This is a genomic window from Shewanella sp. NIFS-20-20, from assembly GCF_019209865.1.
In the GTDB taxonomy this organism is placed as follows: domain Bacteria; phylum Pseudomonadota; class Gammaproteobacteria; order Enterobacterales; family Shewanellaceae; genus Shewanella.
In genome coordinates, this window is record NZ_JAHUTT010000003.1 from 91,649 (window position 1) to 116,536 (window position 24,888).

General features: G+C 49.3%; 20 protein-coding genes. 10 read left to right on the forward strand and 10 right to left on the reverse strand.

Translation table 11 applies throughout. The features are described from left to right. Window positions 1–42 precede the first annotated feature (42 nt). Genes hisIE through hisG form a run of 8 tightly spaced genes read right to left on the reverse strand, consistent with a single transcriptional unit; the run spans window position 43 to window position 7,216 of the window. Entirely contained in the window at window positions 43–696 is a 654-nt protein-coding gene (hisIE, locus tag KU855_RS01730; protein WP_218528617.1) for a bifunctional phosphoribosyl-AMP cyclohydrolase/phosphoribosyl-ATP diphosphatase HisIE, read from the reverse strand. Between the two features lie 47 nt (window positions 697–743). Then, window positions 744–1,520, reverse strand: a complete 777-nt coding sequence (gene hisF, locus KU855_RS01735) for an imidazole glycerol phosphate synthase subunit HisF (RefSeq protein ID WP_218528618.1) — start codon at window positions 1,518–1,520, stop codon at window positions 744–746. Then, window positions 1,502–2,236 carry a 1-(5-phosphoribosyl)-5-[(5-phosphoribosylamino)methylideneamino]imidazole-4-carboxamide isomerase gene (hisA, locus tag KU855_RS01740; protein WP_218528619.1) on the reverse strand — a complete coding sequence of 245 codons (735 nt, stop codon included), beginning with the start codon at window positions 2,234–2,236 and terminating at the stop codon, window positions 1,502–1,504. The genes hisF and hisA overlap by 19 nt, the downstream gene beginning before the upstream one ends. Beyond that, entirely contained in the window at window positions 2,233–2,868 is a 636-nt protein-coding gene (gene hisH / locus KU855_RS01745) for an imidazole glycerol phosphate synthase subunit HisH (protein WP_218528620.1), read from the reverse strand. Before hisH ends, hisA begins: the two co-directional genes overlap by 4 nt. 1 nt (window position 2,869) lies before the next feature. After that, complete coding sequence (gene hisB, locus KU855_RS01750) at window positions 2,870–3,943, reverse strand: bifunctional histidinol-phosphatase/imidazoleglycerol-phosphate dehydratase HisB (protein WP_218528621.1); 1,074 nt, start codon at window positions 3,941–3,943, stop codon at window positions 2,870–2,872. After that, window positions 3,940–5,028: a histidinol-phosphate transaminase gene (hisC, locus tag KU855_RS01755; RefSeq protein WP_218528622.1), complete on the reverse strand. Its 1,089-nt coding sequence runs from the start codon at window positions 5,026–5,028 to the stop codon at window positions 3,940–3,942. The genes hisB and hisC overlap by 4 nt, the downstream gene beginning before the upstream one ends. After that, on the reverse strand, window positions 5,021–6,313 hold the full coding sequence (hisD, locus tag KU855_RS01760; protein ID WP_218528623.1) for a histidinol dehydrogenase: 1,293 nt from the start codon (window positions 6,311–6,313) through the stop codon (window positions 5,021–5,023). The genes hisC and hisD overlap by 8 nt, the downstream gene beginning before the upstream one ends. Before the next feature lie 3 nt (window positions 6,314–6,316). Then, window positions 6,317–7,216 carry an ATP phosphoribosyltransferase gene (hisG, locus tag KU855_RS01765; protein WP_218528624.1) on the reverse strand — a complete coding sequence of 300 codons (900 nt, stop codon included), beginning with the start codon at window positions 7,214–7,216 and terminating at the stop codon, window positions 6,317–6,319. 387 nt (window positions 7,217–7,603) lie between these two features. Between hisG and KU855_RS01770 the strand changes: the two genes are divergently transcribed. Both KU855_RS01770 and KU855_RS01775 read left to right on the forward strand, forming a co-directional pair. Further along, window positions 7,604–9,574 carry an ATP-dependent DNA helicase gene (locus KU855_RS01770; RefSeq protein ID WP_218528625.1) on the forward strand — a complete coding sequence of 657 codons (1,971 nt, stop codon included), beginning with the start codon at window positions 7,604–7,606 and terminating at the stop codon, window positions 9,572–9,574. A 407-nt stretch (window positions 9,575–9,981) separates the two neighbouring features. Continuing rightward, the gene (locus KU855_RS01775; protein ID WP_218528626.1) at window positions 9,982–11,589 is read left to right on the forward strand and encodes a mechanosensitive ion channel family protein; all 1,608 of its coding nucleotides are present in this window, start codon (window positions 9,982–9,984) and stop codon (window positions 11,587–11,589) included. A gap of 3 nt (window positions 11,590–11,592) precedes the next feature. On the opposite strand, the gene KU855_RS01780 is transcribed toward KU855_RS01775, so the two are convergent. Then, a complete protein-coding gene (locus KU855_RS01780) occupies window positions 11,593–12,576 on the reverse strand; it encodes an FUSC family protein (RefSeq protein ID WP_218528627.1) in 984 nt (327 codons plus the stop codon). Window positions 12,577–12,800: 224 nt separating this feature from the next. Here KU855_RS01780 and KU855_RS01785 point away from each other — a divergent pair, with 224 nt between their 5' ends. Together KU855_RS01785 and KU855_RS01790 are read left to right on the forward strand one after the other, a co-directional pair. Then, window positions 12,801–14,195: a DEAD/DEAH box helicase gene (locus KU855_RS01785; protein ID WP_218528628.1), complete on the forward strand. Its 1,395-nt coding sequence runs from the start codon at window positions 12,801–12,803 to the stop codon at window positions 14,193–14,195. 409 nt (window positions 14,196–14,604) lie between these two features. After that, window positions 14,605–16,479: an SLC13 family permease gene (locus KU855_RS01790; RefSeq protein ID WP_218528629.1), complete on the forward strand. Its 1,875-nt coding sequence runs from the start codon at window positions 14,605–14,607 to the stop codon at window positions 16,477–16,479. A 196-nt stretch (window positions 16,480–16,675) separates the two neighbouring features. Here KU855_RS01790 and KU855_RS01795 read toward each other — a convergent pair whose 3' ends face one another. Next, window positions 16,676–19,018, reverse strand: coding sequence for a M4 family metallopeptidase (locus KU855_RS01795; RefSeq protein ID WP_218528630.1), 2,343 nt, complete (start codon window positions 19,016–19,018; stop codon window positions 16,676–16,678). 443 nt (window positions 19,019–19,461) lie between these two features. Here KU855_RS01795 and tsaB point away from each other — a divergent pair, with 443 nt between their 5' ends. The 6 genes from tsaB (at window position 19,462) to fadD (ending at window position 24,887) form a co-directional block, all read left to right on the forward strand. Next, on the forward strand, window positions 19,462–20,172 hold the full coding sequence (gene tsaB, locus KU855_RS01800; RefSeq protein ID WP_218528631.1) for a tRNA (adenosine(37)-N6)-threonylcarbamoyltransferase complex dimerization subunit type 1 TsaB: 711 nt from the start codon (window positions 19,462–19,464) through the stop codon (window positions 20,170–20,172). A gap of 67 nt (window positions 20,173–20,239) precedes the next feature. Continuing rightward, the gene (locus tag KU855_RS01805) at window positions 20,240–20,563 is read left to right on the forward strand and encodes a hypothetical protein (protein WP_218528632.1); all 324 of its coding nucleotides are present in this window, start codon (window positions 20,240–20,242) and stop codon (window positions 20,561–20,563) included. Further along, window positions 20,550–21,236: a M50 family metallopeptidase gene (locus KU855_RS01810; RefSeq protein WP_218528633.1), complete on the forward strand. Its 687-nt coding sequence runs from the start codon at window positions 20,550–20,552 to the stop codon at window positions 21,234–21,236. Before KU855_RS01805 ends, KU855_RS01810 begins: the two co-directional genes overlap by 14 nt. 71 nt (window positions 21,237–21,307) lie before the next feature. Next, the gene (locus KU855_RS01815) at window positions 21,308–22,117 is read left to right on the forward strand and encodes a class I SAM-dependent methyltransferase (RefSeq protein WP_218528634.1); all 810 of its coding nucleotides are present in this window, start codon (window positions 21,308–21,310) and stop codon (window positions 22,115–22,117) included. A 2-nt stretch (window positions 22,118–22,119) separates the two neighbouring features. Continuing rightward, window positions 22,120–23,046, forward strand: a complete 927-nt coding sequence (locus KU855_RS01820) for an alpha/beta fold hydrolase (protein WP_218528635.1) — start codon at window positions 22,120–22,122, stop codon at window positions 23,044–23,046. A 158-nt stretch (window positions 23,047–23,204) separates the two neighbouring features. Further along, a complete protein-coding gene (fadD, locus tag KU855_RS01825) occupies window positions 23,205–24,887 on the forward strand; it encodes a long-chain-fatty-acid--CoA ligase FadD (RefSeq protein ID WP_371316307.1) in 1,683 nt (560 codons plus the stop codon). Window position 24,888: the final 1 nt, after the last annotated feature.

Below are 24,888 nucleotides of genomic sequence, written 5' to 3' on the forward strand. Positions count from 1 at the left end.
TCGGTAAATATTGCCGAGCCACAAGCTGAGATATGGTTAAAATTACTGCTCTTGGTGCCGTTGATACAAGCGTTGTTGTACATCCTCTAGGGATAATTGCTGATCTTCGAGTAGTACCATCAAGTGAAACAGCAGATCGGCCGCTTCATTGACTAACTCTTGGCTATCGCCGGTCGCGCCGGCCAGCGCAGTTTCTACGCCTTCTTCACCTACCTTCTGAGCAATGCGCTTGCTGCCACTGGCAAATAAAGCGCTGGTGTAACTTTGACTCTCATCAGCGCTGGCCATGGCCAATTTTCGGCGGTGGATTAACGCGGACAACTGGTTAGTAAAGGGTTTACTGTATTCGGTGTGCCAACAGCTGGTGGCGCCAGTGTGGCACGTCGGGCCAACGGGTTGCGCCATAATCAACAGGCTATCGTTATCACAATCGGCGCTGATGCTGACGGCGTCTAAAAAATTCCCAGAACTTTCACCTTTCACCCATAATTGCTGACGGGAACGGCTGTAAAAGGTCACTTTGCCAGAGGCCAGAGTCTGGGCTAACGCGTCACGGTTGATGTAGGCCTGCATAAGCACTTGGCCAGAAATCACATCCTGAACAATGGCGGGCAGCAGTCCGTCACCTTTGTTAAAATCCAATTGTTCCATGAGATTGGCCTCATATTGGATGGCGGTCGCGCTGGCTTGATTCATAAGGTTTCCTTGCTTGTTCGCTGATATCGATTGAGCCCACAGGCTGATTAATTGACTCTAATGGCAATGGCTTGACTGTGTAGATAACGTTTTAACTCGCCAATATTGATCACTTGATTATGAAAAACACTGGCCGCAAGCGCCGCATCCACCTTGGCCTCCTGAAACACTTGGGCAAAGTGAGCCATGGTTCCCGCGCCCCCTGATGCCACTAGGGGCACTGTGCAGGCTTGACGCATTTGCGCTAATTGAGTGATGTCATAGCCTTGGCGTACCCCATCTTGGTTCATGACATTCAGCACGATTTCACCGCAGCCAAGTTGCTGGACTTTTTCTAGCCAATCTTGAGTGTACCACTGGGTTTGCGCGATAGTTCGGCTATCCCCAGTAAACTGCTTGACGTGATAACTGCCGGTGTTGTCATCATAAAATGAATCAATACCGACCACGATACATTGGCGGCCAAATTCATCACTGAGGCGCTCAATCAAACTAGGATCCGATAGGGCAGGTGAGTTAATCGAGATTTTGTCGGCGCCATAGGCCAGCAATTGTCGGGCTTGTTGGATGGAGTTAATTCCGCCCGCCACGCAAAAAGGAATATTGATTTGCTCGGCAATCCGCTCGACCCAAGACTTGTCGACGACGGCCCCTTGGGTGCTGGCAGTGATATCGTAAAACACCAGTTCATCGGCACCTTCGCTGGCATATCGAGCTGCTAAAGGCACGATATCACCAATAATCATGTGGTCGCGAAATTGAACACCTTTAACCACTTTGCCGTCGCGTACATCAAGGCATGGCACTATACGTTTGGCCAACATTGAATTGCCTCCTTAACATTAAAGCGTTGTTCTAATAAGGCTTTACCCACAATAATGCCACTGGCGCCAGAGTCACGCATGGCCTTGATGTCATCGAGACTGGCAACCCCACCAGAACCTTGCCAGCAGACGTGCGGGTAAGCTTGGGATAATTGCTGGTACAAGTCGACATTAGGGCCCTTGAGGGTGCCATCGCGACTGATATCTGTCACCAAGGCATGTTTAAGCCCACGACTTAAAAACTGATCCATCAAGGACTCTAACGCCACCCCAGCATCTTGTTGCCAGCCTGACACGGCCAAAGACTTCACCCCATTAATGATATTAATGTCTAAGGCGAGACAGATAGCGTCTTGGCCATATCGCTCTAGCCATTGGCCAACTAATTGCGGCTGTTTGACGGCTAAAGATCCAATCACGACGCGATCGCTACCACACTCCAATAAGGTTTGCAGATCTTGCTCTGAGCGCACACCTCCGCCAACTTGGACCTGACAATCTAGCGCTGTTATTAGCTGGGTAAGCAGCTGAGTTTGGCGCGCCAATGGCTGCTTGGCACCATCAAGATCGACTAAATGTAGCCACTGTGCGCCTTGCTCTTGGTAGGATAACAACTGGGTTAAGGGATCCAGTGCAAACTGAGTCTTTTGCTGATAATCCCCTTGGTAAAGCCTGACGACTTGACCGTCAATCAAATCAATCGCTGGAATAATCATGCTTGCATCTCCATAAAGTTGCGTAGGATGCGCTCACCGACGTCGGCACTTTTTTCAGGGTGAAATTGCACCCCCATAAAGTTATCGCGGCCAATCGCGGCACTAAAATCCTCGCCATAGTGGCAACTGGCAAGGGTATAAGATGACAACGGCGCCGCAAAGCTATGAACAAAATACACATAGCTGCCCGACTCGATGTCATTAAATAATGGATGATCGCTAACGGTTAGTTGATCCCAGCCCATGTGGGGCACAGGTAAACCTTCGGCTGTTAGTGGTTCAATCCGGCTTGGGATCAATCCTAAACAGGCAATATCGCCTTCGCTTGAATACTGACATAGCAGTTGCATACCAAGGCAAATCCCAAGGACGGGCTGGCTTAATGTCGGGATCACATTGAGCAGTTGGCTGTGAGCTAATTGCCGCATCGCGGCGCGAGCGGTACCGACACCCGGCAGGATGACTCGCGTGGCAGCGCGGATTTGCTCGGGATCGGCACTGATCAGCAACCGGCGCTCAGCAACATCCAATCGCTTAGCCAATACCCGCTCGCAGGCAAACTTTACTGAGTTTAAATTGGCGCAGCCAGTATCAATAATCACCGTGGTATCAGTTGGGGAGTGTCGATTCATATCACAGACTCCCTTTACTGGAGGGCAGATCATTGCCGTCTATTTTGATCGCTTGTCGTAAGGTGCGGCCAAAGGCTTTAAACATGGATTCCACCCGGTGGTGATCATTATCGGCGACGCTCGACACATGAATATTCGCCCTGAGCCCATCGGCCAAGGAGCGGAAAAAGTGCGGGATCATTTCAGTGGCTAAACCGCCGACGCGCTCGCCATTGAAGTGAGCATCACAGCGACAAAATGGCCGATTTGATAAGTCCAATAAACATTCACCGCGGGCTTCGTCCATCGGCAAGCTAAAACCAAAACGGCCAATACCGCGTTTATTGCCTAGCGCCTGATGAATGGCTTCGCCGAGAGTTAAGGCGGTGTCCTCGATGCTGTGGTGATCATCAATATGTAAGTCTCCTTGCACTTGTACCGTCAGGCTAATATTGGCGTGAGTGGCAATTTGATCGAGCATATGGTCAAAAAAACCTATGCCGGTATTAATCTCCTTGGTGCCTGGGGTATCTAAATCCACAGCTACCTTAATATCGGTTTCTTTGGTGGTGCGTTGCACGCAGGCACGGCGAGGCTGACTCAAGAGGGATTGCACTATGGTTTGCCAGTCATTGGTGCTGGGGTGGTACTGGATCCCCCGTATGCCCATGGCTTCGGCGAGTGCTAAATCGGTGGCACGATCACCAATAACGGCTGAACGGGTAAAATCGACTTTGCCTTGGATTAAGTAGTCTTTAACTAGGCCTAATTTAGGCTTGCGACAACTGCAATTATCGCGCTCAAAGTGAGGGCATATCAGCACTTGCTCAAAGTTCACGCCTTGGGAACGGAACACTTGCATCATTAAATTATGGGGTAAATCAAAGTCTGCTTGGGCAAAACTGTCAGTACCAAGGCCATCTTGATTTGACACCATGACCAAAGTGAATCCCGCCGCTTGTAATTGCAACAGCGCCGTAATAGCATCTTTTTCAAAGGCGAGCTTGGTTGCACTATCCACTTGTTTGTCAATCACCGGCTCTTCGATGAGGGTGCCATCGCGGTCGATAAAGAGCAGGGCCTTAGGCTGGTTCATGAGTTCACCTTTTGATTGTTATTGTTTGCTAGTTGAGAGTCGAGCGCTTGTAGCAGTGTGTCGGTATCGCTGCTGTCACTGACACTAAAGCGAATGGCGTTGGCCAGTCGCGGATGTTTATATTGGCGCGCGACGATGCCCGAGCGGGCTAATACGGTAGCGATGGCGTTAGGATCGCTAAATGCGGCGAGAATAAAATTGCCATGGCCAGGAGACATTCGAGTCACCCCTGCGTATTGAGTGAATGCCTGGCATAACCTTTGTCTTTGTTGATTTAGACTCAGCACTTGCCTTTGCATTTGACTCAGCCCCTCGCTGCATAATGCCGCCTGCGCTATTAAGGCCACGGGTAACGGCACCGGGTAGGGGGCGATGATGCGCATCATCATGGCCAAAATAGCCGGATCCGCTAAACAAAATCCGCAGCGCGCTCCCGCCAAGGCAAAGGCCTTAGAGAGGGTGCGTAAAATTACTAAATTGGGATATTGCTCGAGTAAATCGACCACAGACTCGCTGGCACTAAACTCAATATAGGCTTCATCAACCACTACAAGGCTGGACGGTAGCGCCATTAACACCGCCTCAATGCTGGCGCGACTTTGCAGGTTACCCGTGGGATTATTGGGATGGCAAATAAACACCAATTTACAGGCATGCATGGTACTGGCGGCTTGCGCTGGCAATGACCAATCATCGTTAAGCGGTTCATCGACAACGGCGACATGATGGCTGGCGGCGCTAATCGCATACATGCCATAGGTCGGGCTGAAGATGCCGATACTGTCTTGACCACTCACACAATAGGTGCGGATCAATAGTTCAATGGCTTCATCGGCGCCGCGACAGGTTAATACTTGCTCGGGAGTTACCTTGGCATAGCGGGCATAGGCCTCAATCAAGGCAGGAGGCTGGCAGTCGGGGTAGCGATTGATCCCCGCCGTGGAGGTATTGTTAAATGGCGACTCATTGGCATTGATCCAGATTTCGCCGCTGCCGCCTAAGCGCCGCGCACTTTCATACACTTGCAAGTCGATGAGTTCAGGACGGCACAGTTGCCGTGCTAAGGTTTCGGCGCGCTTAGTCATTGGCAAGCTCCTTCAGCCGCACGGCGATCGCATTGGCGTGGCCGTCGAGTAATTCTGCATTTGCCAGTGCCATCACGGCAGGCGCTAAATCTTGTAAGCCCTCGGCGCTGGCAGTTTGGACGGTATAACGTCGACTAAAATCCGCTAATGATAAGCTGGAAACGCTGCGGCTATAGCCATAGGTGGGTAATACATGATTGGTGCCACTGGCATAATCGCCGACGGATTCTGGGGTATAGGCGCCCACAAAAATCGAGCCCGCATTGCGCACTTGGGCCAAAACCGCTTCATTGTCTTGGGTTTGAATAATTAAATGCTCAGGCCCATATCGATTGGATATGTCACAGGCTTGCGCCATGGAGTCACAGACAATTAAGCGGCTATGGCTGAGGGCTTGGCGGGCTATGTTTTGGCGTGACAGTTGCGGCAATTGTCTGGCTAATGCCTCTTTTACTTTACGCAGTAATGCTAAACTATCACTCACTAACAGGACTTGTGAGTCGCTGCCGTGTTCTGCCTGACTGAGTAGGTCTGCGGCAATAAAGTCAGGATTGGCCAATTCATCGGCCAATATTAAGACTTCAGAGGGGCCCGCTGGCATATCGATACTGACGGAAACTCGCTGGGATTGTGCGACCTGTTGCTTGGCTTCAGTAACGTAACTGTTACCGGGGCCAAAAATTTTATCTACAGCCGCAATGGTCTCGGTGCCGAAGGCCAGCGCGGCGATGGCTTGGGCACCCCCCACTTGATAGATCTCGGTAATATCGCAGAGTTTGGCCGCGTAAATAATGGCGTCATTAATCGGTGCAGGACTGACTAATACACGGCGACGGCAACCGGCAATGGCCGCGGGGATGGCCAGCATCATCACGGTACTCACCAGCGGGGCGCTGCCACCTGGGACATATAAGCCGACACTGTCGATGGCATGGCTCTTGAGCTCACAACTCACCCCTGGGCGGGTTGAGACGCAAAGCGGCGCCGGTTGCTGAGCACGATGAAAACGCTTGATGTTGGTGATGGCATATTCGATGGATTGTTTTAGTTTATCACTGAGATTATCACCCGCTTGTTGCCATACTTGTGACGGCACAGCTAATGGCACTTGGGTGTGGTCAAATTCACGATTGAATTTAGCTAACGCCTCATCACCATTGTCTATGACTTGCTCGATGATGTGCCTGACGCTGGCGCTAACATCGGCACTGCCAATTTGCGGGGCGCGCTGTAAACATTGTCGTTGTTCTGCTGGGCTGAGGTTGTGCCACTGGATCACTTGCATGGCTTACCCCAACATCTTTTCTATGGGCAACACCAAAATCGAGGTGGCACCGAGTGTGGATAATTGCTCCATGGTATCCCAAAATAGATCTTCGCTGCTGACCGCATGGATGGCGACTTTACTGCCATCGTCATTGAGCGGCAGTATGGTTGGATTTTCTGCCCCCGGCAGCAGGGCTACAATGTCGGTGATACTGGCTTTGGGCGCATGCAGCATAATGTATTTGCTTTCCCGCGCGCGGATCACGCCGTTGATGCGAGATAATAGGGTATTTATCAAGGTTTGTTTGCTGTCGGTTTGGGCGGCAGATGATTGGATGACACAGGCCATGGAGCGATAAATAACATCTTGTTCGACCAAGCCATTGGCTTCAAGCGTGGCGCCGGTGGAGACCAGGTCACAAATACCATCGGCTAAGCCCGCTCGCGGTGCCACTTCCACTGAGCCTTTGAGCATACAGTCTTTATAATCAATGTCTTGTTGGGTCATAAAGCGTCGTAATAAATTAGGGTAAGACGTGGCGAGGCGTAAATTTTGTAAACTACTGATGCCTTGGTAGTTAAATTCCTTAGGTACAGCTAAAGATAAGCGGCAAGTGCCAAAGTCTAATTGCTTTAATTTTTGGTATTGCGCTGGCTTACCGATAAGCTCTCTGTCCAGTTGCTCTTCTTCTAATACGTTTTCGCCGATGATGCCTAAATCGACGACACCGTCCATGACTAAACCGGGAATATCATCATCTCTGACTCGCAGGATATCGATAGGCAGGTTATCCGCGTGGGCAATAAGACGCTGCTCATTGATGGTAAACTTCACTCCGCAGGATTTGAGTAGTGTTTGTGAATCTTTGGCTAAACGGCCAGATTTTTGAATGGCTATCCGCAGTCGTGTTTGTTTGTTCATGATCGTTCCTTGTTACTAAATTTAAGGTGATCAGGGACTTAAAACAAAAAACCCCTGAAATTCCTTCCAGGGGTTTGTGCAATATGCCAGCCGCCAGAAGGAGTCAGTCCTTCGGCAGTGAGCTTCCGAAGGCTACCGCTTGTGGTGATGGTGATGGCGTGTCAGAAACTGGCTCATAATTTGCTCTCATTAAGATAACATGCTGTGCTTGTTATTTAAGCTAGCGATATTTCAGGGTGTTAGCAAGCCTCTTTTTAGCTGGGTGAGTTTTATTCATCTTAAATCTATTTCTAGCGCGTAAGCGTTGCTCACTTGAATGCCCGTCGATTACAGGCATAATGCTGGCAATCGTTGGGCTTGATATGGCCATATAGTATAAGGGTTCGCTTGCGTCTTTCTCTCGTTGAAACAACCAATCATCTTTTTGGTGAACACGGACAATTGAGTCAACATATTCCTGGCTATCAATGCCGTCCGCAGCAGCAATCCATGGCGCAAGCGGTGGCCGATACCTTGTCTAACGGACCACATTTATTGGTCGAAGCGGGCACTGGCGTCGGTAAAACCTTCGCTTATCTCGGGCCGATATTATTAAGTGGTCAGCGAGTCATCATTAGCACCGGCACTAAAAACCTGCAAGAACAGTTGGTGTATAAAGACCTACCCGCATTAAGTAAAATATTGGATAAGCCGCTAGATATCGCCTTGCTTAAAGGTCGCAGTAATTATCTGTGTCAGTGGTTATTGGTGGAACAATTACAGGCATCGAGCTCGCTTGATCCCCAAGTGCTAGATGATTTGCTACGTGTTCACCAGTGGCAATCAAGCAGTCTTGATGGCGACTTGGATAATCTGCAATGGGTGGCAGAGCACAGCCCAGCGTTGGATTTGGTTCGCAGTCGCAAAGAGGGCTGTCAAGGGCAGGCTTGTGACTATTATCAAGCGTGTTTTACCCGTAAAGCCCGCCTGAAAGCGAGTGAGGCTAAGCTGGTGGTGGTTAACCATCATTTATTATTGGCCGATCAACAAGGATTACAACAAGAGGTGGAATCATTCTTACCGAATGTCGATGCGGTGGTGCTCGATGAGGTGCATCAATTGCCGGATCTCTTGGCCCGTCATTTTGCCACGGTTTTTTCGCAATCCCGTTGTCAGTCGCTGCTTAATCGGTTAGCGAGTATGGCAGCTCAACAGTTGGCTGATACTCATGCGCTAGCGAATGCGGTCGCACGGGCGAGCCAATGCTTAGCTGCGCTGCACCAAGATATTCAGGCACTAGCTCAACAACGAGCCAGTAGCAATTGGCGTGAATATTTAAGTCACCGAGCTATCAGTCAGCACCTTTGGCAATTACAGCAAGCCTTATTAACGTTGCAACAACTGCTTGAAGCCTTGCTGGTGACAGCACCCGAATTGGCGCCAATCATAGATTCGCTCAGTGAGCATGTCTCACAACTAACCGTGTTTATAGACGCGGACGATCCCCAATCTGCCTATGTGATTGAGGGGGCGAATGACCAGCAAAGACACCCGCTGAGCTTGCACCAAATTCCATGGCAATTGGGTTTGAGATTTCAAGGGCTAATGCAAGAGCAACATGGCCAAGCCTGCCGCTGGATCATGACCTCAGCCAGCTTACAACTGCGGGGCTCGCTAACTGAATTTGCGCAATATTTAGGCTTTAGTGGCCACTATGCTAAGCAGTTACGTCAGTTGGTGCTCGATAGTCCGTTCGATTATTACCAACAAGCATTACTCTGCGTTCCGAGACAATTGCGAGATGTGCGCCATCATCAAGCGGTCGATCAATTACTCAATATTTGTCAGCGAGCTATCACCGCTGCCGATGGCCGTACCTTTGTACTGTTCACCAGCCATGCCATGCTTAACCAAGTGGCACAGCGTTTACCGCGACTCGTGAGCCAACCGGTGCTTATTCAGGGGCAAGGTAGTAAACGTGCGTTACTGGATAAATTTCGCCAACTGGGTAATGCCGTATTACTGGGGAGTTACAGTTTTTGGGAAGGGGTCGATGTTAAAGGGCGGCAATTGAGTTGTGTGATCATCGATAAACTGCCTTTTACCCCGCCTGATGATCCTATGTTTGCCATGAAATCGCTGCAAGTGCAGCTCAATGGCGGTGATGCTTTCACTCAGTTGGCCGTGCCAATGGCCGCGATGAAATTAACACAAGGAGTTGGCCGTCTTATTCGGGATAGTCGCGATCGGGGGGTATTAATTTTGTGTGATAACCGAATTGTTCAACGCCCCTATGGTGGTGATTTATTACAAGCGCTACCCCCCATGCGTCGCACTCGCGATTTAGAGCAGGCATTGGCGATGTTGGCCAGCATCTAGCGGCGTAAAGGGCTCTGTGAACTGCACTTTAGAAACAAAAAGTTATCATTCATATTTTTTTAATTTTTTTTAGCAACATTTACTTCTGTTTATCGGTATTTATTTGGTATTTGCCACTAAAAATGGTGGTAAATACGATATTTCAACCGATCGCCATCCATGGTATTTTTTCAGATCTCAGCCTCTAGTGGGGCGTGATCTCGCTCACGTGCACAGGGGGAATTAGCCCTTAATATAGCGACTTCTCTGAAGGTGTTCATCCACCTCCCTGCGAACCAAATCAAGGATTGATATTGGTATTATTGGTGATTTTTTTAACCATTTAGGCGACCTTTAGGTCGCCATTTTTTTATGTCTAATTTGTTAATCCTTGGTATGATTAAGTAAAAGTACTGGGTTTCAGGGATATGAATAAACTTACCGTCGTTATGTTGATGTTGTGCTTGGCTGGGAGCCTGCTACCAAGTGTCAGTGCGAACGCCTTGCTTGTACCGCCCACCTCAGAAAAATCTCTGCCTACGGTTGAAAAAACACTCGAAGAAGTCGCAGGTTTTAATTATCAGGATCCATTAACCCGCGACACGCCACGCGGAGCAATTCGTGGTTTGGCCAATGCGGTCAGCGCCGGCGATTATGAAACCGCGACCCAATATCTTGATCTTAGGTATTTACCCGCAGGCATGGACGCCAGTCAAGGTCCAGAATATGTGCGCATGCTAAAGGCGATTTACGAGCGCCATATGCAGTTAGATATCTATGGTTTAGTGGAAGAGCGAGATGGCCTATTAAATGATAATTTGCCCACCTTTCGCGAGTTAATTGGTCGCTTTGATCATGATGGTCAGAGCGTGAGTTTATTATTGCAACGGGTGCCAGAACCCGGCATTGGCAAGGTGTGGAAAATATCCAATGCCACGGTGGCTAAATTACCTGAGTTATACCATGAACTCGGTTATAGCCCCTTAGTTGAATGGTTAATTGACAAGTTGCCTGAAGGCAAGTTTGCCAAACTCAATTATTGGGAATGGGCATTATTGGTCATTTATAGTGTAGCTGCACTGCTGATTACCGTGCCATGCTGTTGGATTATCGCGTTTGTGGTCAAGCGTGGCCAGTCACCATTAGCGCTTGAATGGGCATATTTTATCAGCTGGCCTTTATGTGCCTTTATTGCTGTTACCCTTAACCGCGTATGGTTATCGAATACCAGTGCCACTGTGATGATGCAAAAGTTTGTCGATACGGGCTTGCTGTTTATGCTGACCATTTTATGGCTGCTTTGGTCTGGTATCGGCTTAATTCAAGCGTCATTGCGACTTAAGATGCTGGCCAATGGCAAAAAACAAGCGGCCTCCTTGGTACGGCCGTTATTTAACCTCGCTCGGGTGATTGCAGTATTATTGGGCTTGTTAGTGTGGCTTGAATATTTAGGTTTTGATGCGGGAGCTATTTTAGCCGGCATGGGGATTGGCGGCATCGCAATTGCCTTGGCCTCAAAGCAAACCATAGAGAATTTTATTGGCACGATTACCTTATACTCAGCAGCGCCATTGAAGGTAGGAAATCTGTGTAATCTTGGCGGCTTAAAAGGCACCGTTGAGGAAATTGGCTTGCGTTGCACTCGGGTGCGCACGGTCGACAGAAGTGTTATTCATATCCCAAATTCAAAATTAGCTGAGATGGAAATTGAAAACATTTCGGAGCGTGAAAAAATTCGATTTAAAACCGATGTGAGATTGGCCTACACGACCCAAGCAGAGCAAGTGAACGCCATTATTGAAGAGATCACGCAATTGCTGGTGGATCACGACGATATTGACGAATCACCGCTACGCGTCACCTTTAAGGGGTTTGGGCTGGCCGGCCTTGAAATTAATGTCTTTGCTTATGTAGCCACCACAAGTTTGCCGACCTACCAAAGAGTGGCACAAGAGCTGCAATTAGGGATTATGACTATCGTGGAAAAGCACGGCAGCCGCATTGTGCCGGCAGTGCCCACCATAGCGACAGCTTAACCATTAATGGTAGAGTTGCTGTAACTGATGCGCGAGTTTATTGACCCGCCTTGCCAGTTCTTGGTTTAGCCACCAGTAACCGGCAAGGTCGGTATTTACTTTATCGCTGTCACTTAACGGGCCTTGAGAGTGCAAAATAGTGAGGGCATCGCCACTGAGCTGAGTGGGGCTGCGAGTCAGCATTTCTCGCGCCAGAGTCGACATCAGCGCACTGAGTTGGTTTTGTTCATCCGTATGGGGCAGGGTGGCGGGCCATTGAGTTTCTGTCAGGGTTTGCAGGCTATGCAAGATCCGTTTATGGGCCTCGGTAATATTGGCTAACCGTTCACTGCCCAAGCCACTTTCTCTAATCGCGTGGGGTAATAAGCTGGTTTGTTTCATCATTAAACTCTTAAGTTGGCTGATTTGCTGCAATGATTGGCTTGAATCAATACCATCCAGGTGGGCTTGATAAATCCGTGCGGCACTGTCGATTAATTCGGCGTTAAGAATGTGAAAATGCTGAAAGGCGCGAATGGGAAACAAGACTCGACTGGTCACCATGGCCAGTAAAGCTCCCCAAATCACATTAATGGTTCGCTCCCAAGCGACATATAGATTACCGGGACCTGCAGTGGCCACTAATGTCAGTGTCAGGGCGCACAGTAACATGGCGTAACTGTATCGCGAGCGAGTAAAATAGATACTGACCGCCAGCATGACTAAAAATAACCCGGTATGAGCGACACTGGCGCTGGCGGGTAACAGGTATAACGACAATCCCATGGCGGCTCCCGTTAAGGTGCCGATAATTCTTTGCCTGGCTTTACTTAACACTTCACCAAGATATGCCACAGAGCCCATCACCATAATAATTGTGATAAGCGCCCACACACCGTGCGGCACATTTGTGGCAGCAATAATCACCATGGCGATGGCTGAGGTCATGGTGACTCTGAGCGCATGAAACCAGGCAGGGTAGCGTAAAATAAGTTGCTCGAGTGTCATGGGTTATTCCTGTCTCAGCTGCGCCGACTCACTGTGAGTTCAAAGGCTCGTGTCCATTTTAGCAATAGCTCTTGCTCTTGGTGTTATCTAGGGGATTAACGTCTATTTATCTCGTCACTTAACAATGGAGTTAACCGCAGCGTTAGCTAAGCTGATATAATCGGCTTAATCGCATTTTGTATTGAGCCAATGCTGGTTCATTTTCCTCTGTATTAGAGATCTTCATGTCATTTACACAACTTGGCTTATGCCCAGAAATTACTCGAGCCCTGAGCGAGATTGATTATAGTCAACCGACAGACATTCAAACCTTGGCTATTCCTGAGGTCCTCGCCGGTGAAAACCTCATTGCTGCTGCGCAAACGGGCACAGGTAAAACCGCCGCTTTTGTGTTGCCTTTACTTGAGCGTTTTAAAGATTTACCGCCGATCCGGCCCAAACGGATCCGCGCCTTAGTCTTGACTCCCACCCGAGAGTTAGCACTGCAAATCACCAAAAATATCGAGCTTTATAGCCGCTATTTACCGAGCAAGTGCTTAGCAATGTACGGCGGTGTCGATAGCGCGCCTCAAAAGCGCGCCTTGATCCAAGGGGTCGATATTCTGGTGGCGACCCCTGGTCGATTGTTGGATATGTACACTCAACGTGCCGTGCATTTTGATGAACTTCAAGTCTTAGTATTGGATGAAGCCGATAAAATGCTGGATATGGGCTTTATCGAAGACATCAATCAAATTCTAGACCGGTTACCTAAAGACAGACAAAACTTATTGTTTTCAGCCACCTTATCTAAACAAGTAAGGCAGTTGGTGAAAACGGCTGTTTCGGCACCAAAAGAAATTGCTATCAGCCGCAAACAAGCCAACAAAGCGAATATCGAACAATGGTTAGTGACGGTGGATAAAGATAAAAAATCCGCATTACTCAGTCATCTGATCAAAGAAAGTGATTGGCAGCAAGCCTTGATTTTTATCGAGACCAAGCAAGGTGCGGCTAAGCTGGTGAGTCAACTTGAAAAGCGCGGGATTGTGGCGGAAGCTTTTCATAGCGGTCGTAGTCAAGCCTCACGTGAGCAAGTATTGGCAGATTTTACCGCTGGCAAGGTGCCATTTTTGGTGGCCACAGGGATTGCCGCACGCGGTATTGATATTGTCGAACTAGCCCGCGTGGTGAATTATGACTTACCCCATCAAGCCGATGATTATATCCACCGCATTGGTCGTACTGGCCGAGCGGGCTTTAGCGGTGAAGCGATTTCATTTGTGTCGATGGATGACTTTAAAAATCTGTGCAATATTGAGCGCCGACTCGAGCAATTGATTGAGCGCCGTGTCATTGACGGTTTTGCTCCGCGCAAGGTGGTGCCAGTGTCGGTATTAAATTTTGTGCCTAAACATCCGCAAGAGCGTAAGCCGCGAGTACACAAAGACAAGCCGAGTTTATCTGACTCTAGTGTTAACCCTCGTGGCCAAAAAATTTCAAAAGGTGGCAGTCGTCATCAAGCCACAACGACCGCTAAGACTGAGCGCTCCAAGCGTCCAGAAACGCCATCGCGTCGCCAAGCAGGCTCGAGTGTGGATCCATGGCAAGCCGCCGCGGATAAATTCTCAAAAGAGTAAGCTCGATTGCTACGCTTAAGTACACCGCCAAATTGGCGGTGTTTTTTTATCTGACGATAGTTAAGGTTGATAATTGAGGGGCATGGGCGCTATGGCCACTGCTGTTTAACCATCCCATGGTCGCCATAATGTTGCCAACGACTCAGCCGATGACGATTCATTTATAAGGATATTTGTTCTGCAAGCGCACTAAACTCACCCATACTGTATGCGTATGCTGCACTCAGTTGGCCTAGGGACATAGGCCGTGATGGCGGGTTGCAGATAGTTAAACTCACAGATTACAACGCATTTGCATAACGATGACGAAAAGGGGGACATTGATGAGCAAGAGGGATGACGCCACAGACTACCGCAAAGCTGATGTCGGTCGCCGCGGGTTTGTGCTATTTCAAGGTGTAGCGCTTCAATGACATCTGAGCAATGGTTAATCTTGCTTATTTTGTTGGCTACCGTCGCTATGTTTCTGTGGGGGCGTTGGCGTCATGACATGGTGGCAGCAGGCTCGCTGGCGGCTTGTGTGTTAACCGGACTGGTACCCGCAAGCGTCGCATTCTCGGGATTTAGTCATCCGGCCGTGATCACTGTGGCCTGCGTACTGGTGTTGAGCCGAGGGCTGCAAAGCTCTGGGGCCGTAGCCGCATTGACTCGCGCAGTGATGCCGGCACGTGCAGGCATGCTGCGGAGCCTGTCGGTGCTATGTGCTCTTGGGGCGGTACTGTCGGGTTTTATGAATAACGTCGGTGCGATGGCGCTGTTGATGCCTGTCGCGATGCAATTGGCCGGCCGCTTGGAGCTGACACCTGGGCAGTTATTAATGCCGTTAGCGTTCAGTACCATTCTTGGGGGCATGACAACCATGATTGGTACGCCGCCAAACCTGATTGTATCAAGCTTTCGTGAACAGACTGGCGCAGGTAGCTTCACCATGTTCGACTTCCTACCCGTTGGCCTCGCCGTTGCCGCCATTGGCGTGCTTTTTATTACCTTATTGGGCTGGCGCTGGGTGCCGGCTCGCAAGCAGTCTGGGGTGGCCGGTTTTGAATCAGAGGCCTACATCACCGAAGCCAAAGTATTAGACACCAGCAAAGCGGCTGGCATGAGTTTGCGAGAGATTGAAATCTTGATTGATGCCATCGATGCTCAGATCATTGGCATGGTCATCAACGAGGTGCGAATGACAGCGCCAAGTGCATGGCGGCGGGTCCGTGTCGGCGATATTTTAGTGATTGAGGCGGAGGCCACATCGCTGGCGGGGGTGCTCTCCACGTTAGGGTTAACGCTAGTCGAAGCAGTAGAGCAAGCTCAGCGAACCGCGGATGAAACCGATAAGAACAGCCAAAACGCAGCCCCCCACAGCCAATCGGCATCAGAACCTAACCTTGATGCGACCGTTGTTAATCAAGATGAGCTCACTAACGCTGCGGATCACACTGTGTTGATGGAGTTAGCCGTGTTACCCGGATCGCCGCTGTTAGGACGTTCAGCGCGCGACATTCAATTACGCACCCGCTACGGCATGAATCTGTTAGCTGTGTCACGCCATGGCAAGCGTTCTCTGGCTCGATTACGTTCAAGGGCCTTCCGTTACGGTGACCTGTTATTGATGCAAGGCCCCCCAGAGGCGATTGCCCAGTTTGCCAGCGACAATCTCTGTGTGCCGTTAGCCGAGCGCGAATTGGCTATTCCCGACAAACGAAAAGCGTTGGAGGCCGCGATTATTATGGCGTTGGCTGTGGCGGCTGCCGCGTTTGGTCTGGTACCGGCGGCGATCGCCTTTGCCCTCGGTGTTCTGGCCTCTATGGCTGTGGGTACTGTGCCACCACGCACGGTTTACAATGTCATTGACTGGCCAGTGATTGTGCTCTTGGGGGCCTTGTTCCCTGTCGCTGGAGCCTTGGAGTTAACGGGCACTGCCAATCTGCTAGCTCAGTGGCTACTGAATCATATGGCGCAAGGTAATGCCATGGTAGGCTTGGCGTTGATTTTAGTGGTGAGCATGTTCCTTTCAGATCTGATGAACAACACCGCGACTGCCGCCGTCATGTGTCCGATTGCGATTGCGACCGCCTCAGCCCTCGGTGTCAGTAGTGATCCTTTTTTGATGGCGGTCGCCATCGGCGCCTCCTGTGCTTTCCTTACCCCGATAGGACATCAGAACAATACCATGATCTTAGGTCCGGGAGGATTTGGTTTTGGTGATTACTGGAAACTGGGCTTACCGCTTGAATTGCTCGTGGTCGGGATCAGTCTTCCCATGCTGCTGTGGGTGTGGCCGCTGTAAACTATGACGACAAATCCATCGCCGCCAATCAGAAAAATACTAGGCTACATCGCCATGGAGATAACGCAAGCTAGCTTGGGATAGAGCGAGTCCTGCTTTGGCAAATGAGGGGGGTAAGCGGTGTGCTTGCGCGAACCATAAAAAAGCCACCGCGAAGGGCGGTGGCTGGAGTTGTGACGGTCGGTCAAGCGCTAATTTATTCGGTGCCGAAGCTTACCAGAATGTCGTTAGAGCAGGGACCGTCGGTTTCGCAGACTTTGTAAGTGATGCTAGTGACATTGGCATCACGGAAGCGGTCGACATAGGAATTGCGAGAGGTGGAACCTACGGCTTCACCGTCACGATAAATCGTGTAATCCGCGGCATTGGAACCCGACCAAGCTAAATTAACACGGATGCTACCTCGGCGGGATTTATTGGCGTGTGTCGCCATTAATTCCAAATTACTGACAGGAACCTCTACATCAAAGTTCTGCATCGTGACGTCACTCGCGCCATCATTATCAGTCACCGTTAAGGTCACATCATAGTTACCACTGTCTTGGTATTGATGACTCACGTTAGCCCCAGAACCCGTGGAGCCATCACCGAAGTCCCAAGCCCACGACACAATATTACCATCACTATCTGTACTGGTGCTGGTAAAGGCACCTTGGCCGTTAGAGAAGCTCGCGCTAAAGCCAGCAACAGGCGCTTCGTTAGGAGCATCATCACCGTCAAAACTGCCGACTAAACTGACACCCGAATAGGCAGAGTATCCGTTTAGCATGACCCAGTATTCACCCGCTTGGGCTGGGTCAATGGGGCATGACTCATTATTACCGCTGGCATAGGGGCGACAATCGAAGTTAGAAGCGGTCGGTGCTTCGCCAAACTTGACATAGAGATCCGCATCGCCGGTGCCACCTGAAATATCAAAACTCAGGTTAGTTGCACCACTGGGTACCATTAAAGTGAAATAGGCTTTGCTGCCAGAGGCACCGCTGAGACCATTCATTGGCACGCCATTGGTTAATGGCGTCGCGCTTGGTGGTGGCGGTGGTGGCGGAGTAACACAAGGTTCAAGACCGACGACGGCAAATGCCGCCACCACATCATCCGTGCTTAAACCAAGATCGCTGGCGGCGCTTTTCACACCACAGGCACCGGCAGACATGGTGCTATTGGCTGTCCAATAGGCTTGGTTAGCCACCACAAAGGTATGGAAAGCCGAACGGGTATCCCAACCTGGCGTGTTAGCCAAGGTATAGAAGGCTTTATTAAACACCCCTGAGCTGAAATGCACATCCATGCCATCGGCATAATCATTAAAGTGACCGATAGAACGACCATCTAGGGTTGGATCGGCAAAATAACGTAATGCGCCCGCGCTTTTGAAAATATCAGCACCGACTAACCAATCATTGTCACCACGCATAAAAAACTCAGCGGCTTCACCGGCCATATCAGAGAAGGCTTCGTTCATGCCACCCGATTGATTGGCGTACACCAGTCCCGAATTTTGCTCGGTAAAGCCATGACTGACTTCATGGGAGGAGACATCTAAGCTCACTAACGGATGGAAGGTTGACGCGCCATCGCCAAAGGTCATGGCAGAACCATCCCAAAAGGCATTTTCATAGTTGTTGCTATAGTGCACCCGCATGGTTAATTGGAAGCTCAATGGCGCGGTGTTATACCATTCGCTATACATGTTATAGACCACATTACCGAAATAATGAGCGTCGTTAAGCGGTGAATAGGCACCATTGATTTCTTTAACCGTGTTTCGTGGGCAGGTGTAACTGAAGGCGGTGTTACCACTGGTACCATGATTAAGGTTAACGGTTTTGACGTTAGTTGAGTTCATGGTGCAAGAATCACCCGACTGAGTCACATCTAAATGACCGAAGTCGGTGCCGTATTCATATTGACCCACTTTGACATTACCGCCAGGACCGGTGCCGACCTCGATGTGATTGAGCCCCTCCCAGCGATCGACAACCTCACCAGAGTGCGCGTCTATCACAGTAAATGGGCGGCTTGGGCCCATGGCGGTTTCAGTCACGAATGATGTCATATAGACGAGACGGGCATCACCCTTATCATCTTGATAGACATACAAGTCGGCAGTTGCATTGCTTACCGCTTGTTTGGCGTGTGCTTTGGCAGATTTACCCCGCACTGCGATGGCCAGCGCGGCATCACTAGACAGGGAAGGTTTAACAAAATCGGCGGTTTTGTTGATGTTAGTTAGTACCCGGCCTTGAGGGTGGCTAAAAAAGCCCATTTGCGATTGATCGGCGGTAACGGCAAAACCAAAGACAGGTACATCAAAGTAGAACTGCTGTAATTTAACTTTAGTTTTATGTTTAAGTGCAAGGGTTTTGCTGGTTTGAAAGCCGTTGGCTGCATCGAGTTGCAGCATAGTTGCCATATCATTACTCGACGATATACGTTGGATTGAGCCGACATCCACAGCATTAGCTGCGTAGGCTGCGGTACCTAATTGCGCCGAGATTGCGACAAAAAGAATGGATAATTTACGGTTGATCACCATGCCTGAATTCCTATTTCTAAGATGAAATATGCCATCATGCTGCTGTTGGCGTAAGGGTTAGTATTCCTACTATGTAGAATCTGATGGCTAGCTATACCAGTGTACTGCTTCAATTAAACGAGCTATTTCTTCTAATATCAGCAATTAACTTGTTAAATTAGGGTCAAACCAGCCATTAGTTGTGAATATTAATTTAGTGTTAATTTTGCTGCAATGAGACTAAAGAGTTAACTTGGTGGTCAATTCACACATTTTTTACATCTACCTAACACTTTTGAATGACACTTGGCCGTGACGAATAGGCCAAAATGGCAATGTGTATAAAGAGTAATCAATCCGTATTTTCTTGGACGTCAAGGACCGAGAACCACTGCTCTTACTTATGTTTGGTGATATGATCGGATCATTCGGGTTCATTTCGCCCATGATGGAAGTTGAAATAGATGACAACATTTTTTGCTGATAAACGCCCAGCGATCATTTTGGCGTTAGACACCTGTACTGAAGGGTGCTCTGCAGCCCTACTTGTTGGGGAACAGCGCATTAGTCGCTACGCCGATGCCCCGCGTGAACATAGCCAGCGCTTGTTGCCTATGGTGGATGAAGTGTTAGCTGAAGCTAATGTTGGGTTAGCGGATGTTGATGTCATTGCCTATGGCCGTGGCCCAGGGAGTTTTACCGGGATCCGTATTTGCACCAGTATGACGCAAGGTTTGGCCTTGGGGGCTGACTTACCTGTCGTCGGTATTTCTACCTTACAAACCATGGCGCAACAAGCGATTGAGCAATATGGGGCACACCATGTGCTGGTGGCTATCGATGCCAGAATGAATGAAGTCTACTGGGGTGAGTTTCGTGCCGAGCAAGGCCTTGCTGTGTTGGTTGGCGATGAGCAAGTTAGCGCACCAGAAACTGTGTCGGTGTCGGTTGAGACCGAGCCGCATTTATGTGGTACTGGGTTTAGTGCCTACCCAGCGCTCTCAGCACGCTTTGGCGAACCTGCGAGCCAAGGGGTATTATTTCCTCAAGCGCAGTGGATGTTACCTTTGGCGCTTAAGGCTTGTGCCATGGGGGACGCCACCTGTGTGGACGATTTAGCCCCAGTGTATTTGCGCGATACGGTCGCATGGAAGAAATTACCTGGGCGTGAATGAAATCAAGATTGTGCTAAGCTCAATTCACTGGGGTTAGCACATAACATAAGGCGATAAGGAGATCTGAGTGATGGCATCGATACATTCCTTAAGCGGATATCCGCTGGCGCCAACCTCAATGATCCGTCAGGCGGTCGCCCCCGCAACCGCCACCGAGATAGCCGGAGCAACCACCGCTGTCGTTGCTCCATCCTCATCCTTAGCGCCAACCTCAGCGTTAACGCCGGCAACTTCCCTTAGCTTGAATCAACTCAATACCTTCGCCTCGAGTGAGGCATTATCTAAGATGCCGGTGAGTTCGCCAGTTCCCATTCGCAGTTATTTGTTGACCCAACACCAAGAGGCTCGTGAAAATATCCGCTCCTTGGTGGGTATTGATGTCTATGCTTGACGCCGAGCGTGGAGTTAATATATCCCGTAGCCGTTTTGTTGGTGAATTATTAGTTGCTATCTTGTTGGCTAGAATGCCAGTGATTAGCTTGCCTTTTAATTGGTTAGAAAGTTATTTTCATGAGATTTCCCATGCCTTAATGACAGTGATAACTGGCGGTGAAGTCAGTCATCTTGAATTGTTGAGTAATGGGGCCGGCTACTGTTACAGCGTCGGCGGCTGGCCGGTATTAATTGGCATGAGCGGTTATTTAGGCGCGTCCTTATGGGGCTATTTACTGTATTCATTGACCCAGTGGCCGCGAGGTATTCGGGTCAGTTACACCTTGCTTGCCTTCATCATTGCGCTTAGCACCTTATTATGGGCGCGCGATGGCTTAACCATGCTGATTTTGCTTTGTATATCTGCAGTCTTCTTATTACCCCTACGCTTTGCCAGTGCGAGCTGGTTATTAACCTTATTGCGGGTGATTGGCTTGGTGGTCATGCTCAATGCGATATTAAGTCCGTTAGTGTTATTGCAAGTTAGTGCACAAGGCGATGGTCAATTATTGGCCGAACTCACCTGGGTCCCGTCATTAGTGTGGGTTGGTTTATGGTGTAGTGTCAGTGTCTGTTGTGTGTATCTTTGTTGGCATCGTATCGATAAGCAGGCGTCATTGACGCTAAAATAACGCATTGGCAAATCGGTATCATCTTGGTAGTTTAGAAGCGGTTATAACAAACACCACCACAGGATGTGTCCATGAAACTACTAAAAACCTTGCTTGCGGCGACCTTAACCGTGAGTATGGCGCCGGCTTTTGGCGCTGAAGATGCCATTACTGCGGCAGTCAACAGCGACTTTAGACAAGCAGTCAATACCGAGCGCGACAATGCTCGTCACCCGCAAGAAACTCTGCAATTTTTTGATATCAAACCCGATATGACCGTGATTGAGCTTTGGCCAGGCGCCGGGGTTTGGTATGCCGAAATTCTAGGGCCATTAGTGGCTGAACAAGGTCAATATATTGCGGCCAACTTCAACACTCAAGGTGAGCCACTCACTGCCCGTGACAAGTTTTATCAGCAAGCAGGCCAAAAAGTTGAACAGTGGATTGAGACACACCGTGGCCAATTAGGAAAGGCATCTACAGTAACCTTACAGCCCCCCGAGCATTTGAATTTAGGCGCCGATAATAGTGCCGATCGAGTGCTTACCTTTAGAAATCTACATAATTGGCAAATGAACCAACAACTAGATGCGGTGTTTACTGCGGTAGCTCGGGTACTTAAACCGCAAGGCATCTTTGGGGTGGTAGAGCATCGAGGCAAGGTCGGTATGTCTGCTGACTCGGGTTATATGGCGCAAGAAGAGGTGATTGAGTTAGCGGCGAAACATGGGTTGGTTCTCATCGAAGCCAGTGAAATCAATGCCAATCCTAAAGACACCAAAGACTACCCTAAAGGGGTGTGGACCTTACCACCGCGGCTCGCGTTAGGTGAGCAAGATAAGCAACAATACCTCGATATTGGTGAAAGCGATCGGATGACCCTGAAGTTTATTAAACAATAATCATGACGGCGTTAACTTGGCGAGCGGGTGCTCGCCTGCATCCACTCGCCGTTGAGCTTGTCTTTTCTCATTCAACCCTAGCCGGTTGTTATTGGCCCGGTCATCATGGCCCAAGCTTCTCCAGTGCGGCCAAAGGCAAGGTTTTGCTGATTGCGGTTCATGGTTGGCTGGATAATGCCTACAGCTTTTATCCATTAGCACAATGCCTAGAAGATATCCCGCTATTGGCCGTGGATTGGCCTGGACATGGGTTATCACCCCAGCGGCCGCCCGGCTACCCTTTACACTTCTTTGATTATATTTCTGATTTAAAACAGATAGTTGATTACTGTTCCAGCCAATTTGAACAGGTGATTGTGGTGGGGCATTCTCTCGGGGCATTGGTGACATCAACGTACGCGGCAGTCGCGACCGAGTCGCTTGCGGGGGTGATATTACTCGAAGGTTTAGTGCCGATGGCTGAGCCTAGTCGCTGTGCAAAACAGCGCTTGGCCAGTAGTCTTAGCAGCCATGCTAGCCCCTCTGAACCCAAAGGCTACGCCAGTGTGGCAGCACTCGCTGCCGCTCGCAGCAAGCTTACTGGTCTGTCCAGTCAATGGAGTTATCTGTTGGTGGAGCGAAATACTGTAGAATACGCAGGAAAATTTTACTGGCGTACCGACCCGCGCTTAAAGAAAGATTCGCCATGGCGAATGACCCCTGAACAACGTCAACAGCTATTGGCAAATACGGATTTACCCATGTTGTTAGTACAGGGAGCGCAGGGTTATCACCAAATAACTTCTCAACTGAGTTTTGCTGCCGATTGGTTTCCCCGTTTGGAGCAGGTCACGTTACCTGGTGACCATCATTTTCATATGTCCGCAGCCGAGCAGCTTGCCGCGAGGATCCGTGAATTTATAACGCGTCAATGTCAGCTGGCCTTGTGATCGCCTAGGGCTATGCAAGATGTTGATTTTATGTGATGATATTGAAAATTAAAACGGCTGTATGATTTTTAACAGTCGACATAATAACAAGTATATCTCGATGGACCTTTAGGCTGGAAATGTCAGCTTTTCATCGAATTTGGATTAGGAGATTTTTTGTGAACCAGCCTTGGATTAATCACTTACCGGCCGATGTGCCCGCGAATATTGACCCAGAAGCCTACAGCTCGTTGGTCGATATGTTTGAAAAATCGGTTCACCAGTATGCCGACCAAAGTGCGTATATGAACATGGGGGCGGTATTAACCTATCGCAAATTAGAAGAGCGCAGTCGTGCTTTTGCGGCCTATTTACAAAATCAACTTAAGCTAAAAAAAGGCGACCGTGTCGCCATTATGATGCCTAATCTTCTGCAATATCCCATCGCCTTATTTGGTGTGCTCAGAGCCGGTTTAGTGGTGGTCAACGTCAATCCGCTGTATACCCCAAGAGAGCTCAAGCACCAATTACAAGACTCTGGTGCTAAAGCCATTGTGGTGGTGTCCAACTTTGCTAGAACCCTCGAAGAAGTGGTGGATGATACCCCAGTGGAAAGTGTAATTATCACTGGCCTTGGTGATTTACTGAGTCCGCCAAAGCGCACCTTAGTGAACTTTGTGGTTAAGTACATCAAAAAGTTAGTACCTAAATATTCATTGCCTCATGCCATCTCGATGCGTCAAGCATTAAGTAAAGGCCGCAGAATGCAATATGTTAAGCCTGCGCTGCATCATGACGATTTGGCTTTGTTACAATATACCGGCGGCACGACCGGGGTGTCCAAGGGCGCGATGTTAACCCATGGCAATGTTGTGGCTAACGTACTGCAAGCCGATGGCGCGTATGCACCGGCATTGAAAGATGGCGTAGAATTAGTGGTTACGGCTTTACCGCTGTACCATATTTTTGCCTTAACCGTGAATGCGATGTTGTTCTTAAAGAAAGGGGCAAACAACTTATTAATCACCAACCCTCGCGATATTCCAGCGTTTGTTGATGACCTTAAAAAGCATCCGTTTACCGCGTTGACTGGGGTAAATACCTTGTTTAATGCCCTCGTTAATAACCCAAAATTTGCCGAACTTGATTTTAGCCACTTAAAGTTATCCATTGGTGGTGGCATGGCTGTGCAGCGTGCGGTGGCTGATAAATGGCAAAACATCACTAAAACCCGCTTACTAGAAGGCTATGGTTTAACCGAAGCTTCGCCGCTGGTGACGTGTTGCCCCTATAACCTCGATGGATATAATGGCTCGATTGGATTCCCTGCGCCCTCAACGGATATTCAAATTCGCAATGAAGACGGTCAGGTGCTGGCTCAAGGTGAGACTGGCGAGTTGTATACCAAAGGGCCGCAAGTTATGCGTGGCTATTGGCAACGTCCTGAAGAAACCGCTGAGGTACTTGGCAGCGATGGCTATTTGGCCACTGGGGACATTGGCTATATGGATGAACAGGGATTCTTCTATATTGTCGACCGCAAAAAAGACATGATTTTAGTGTCAGGATTTAACGTCTTCCCTAATGAAGTGGAAGAGGTGATTGCGCTGCACCCTAAAGTGTTGGAAGTCGCCGCTGTTGGCGTACCGCACGATGTCAGCGGTGAATTAGTCAAAGTCTTTGTGGTAGCGAAAGACAAATCGCTGACAGAAGCTGAAATCATCAAGCACTGTCGCCATCATTTAACGGGATATAAAATTCCTAAACTGGTAGAATTCCGTGACGATTTACCAAAGACCAATGTCGGTAAGATTTTGCGGCGCGAACTCAGAGATGAAGTGAAGCCGCAGGCAGCTCACTAGA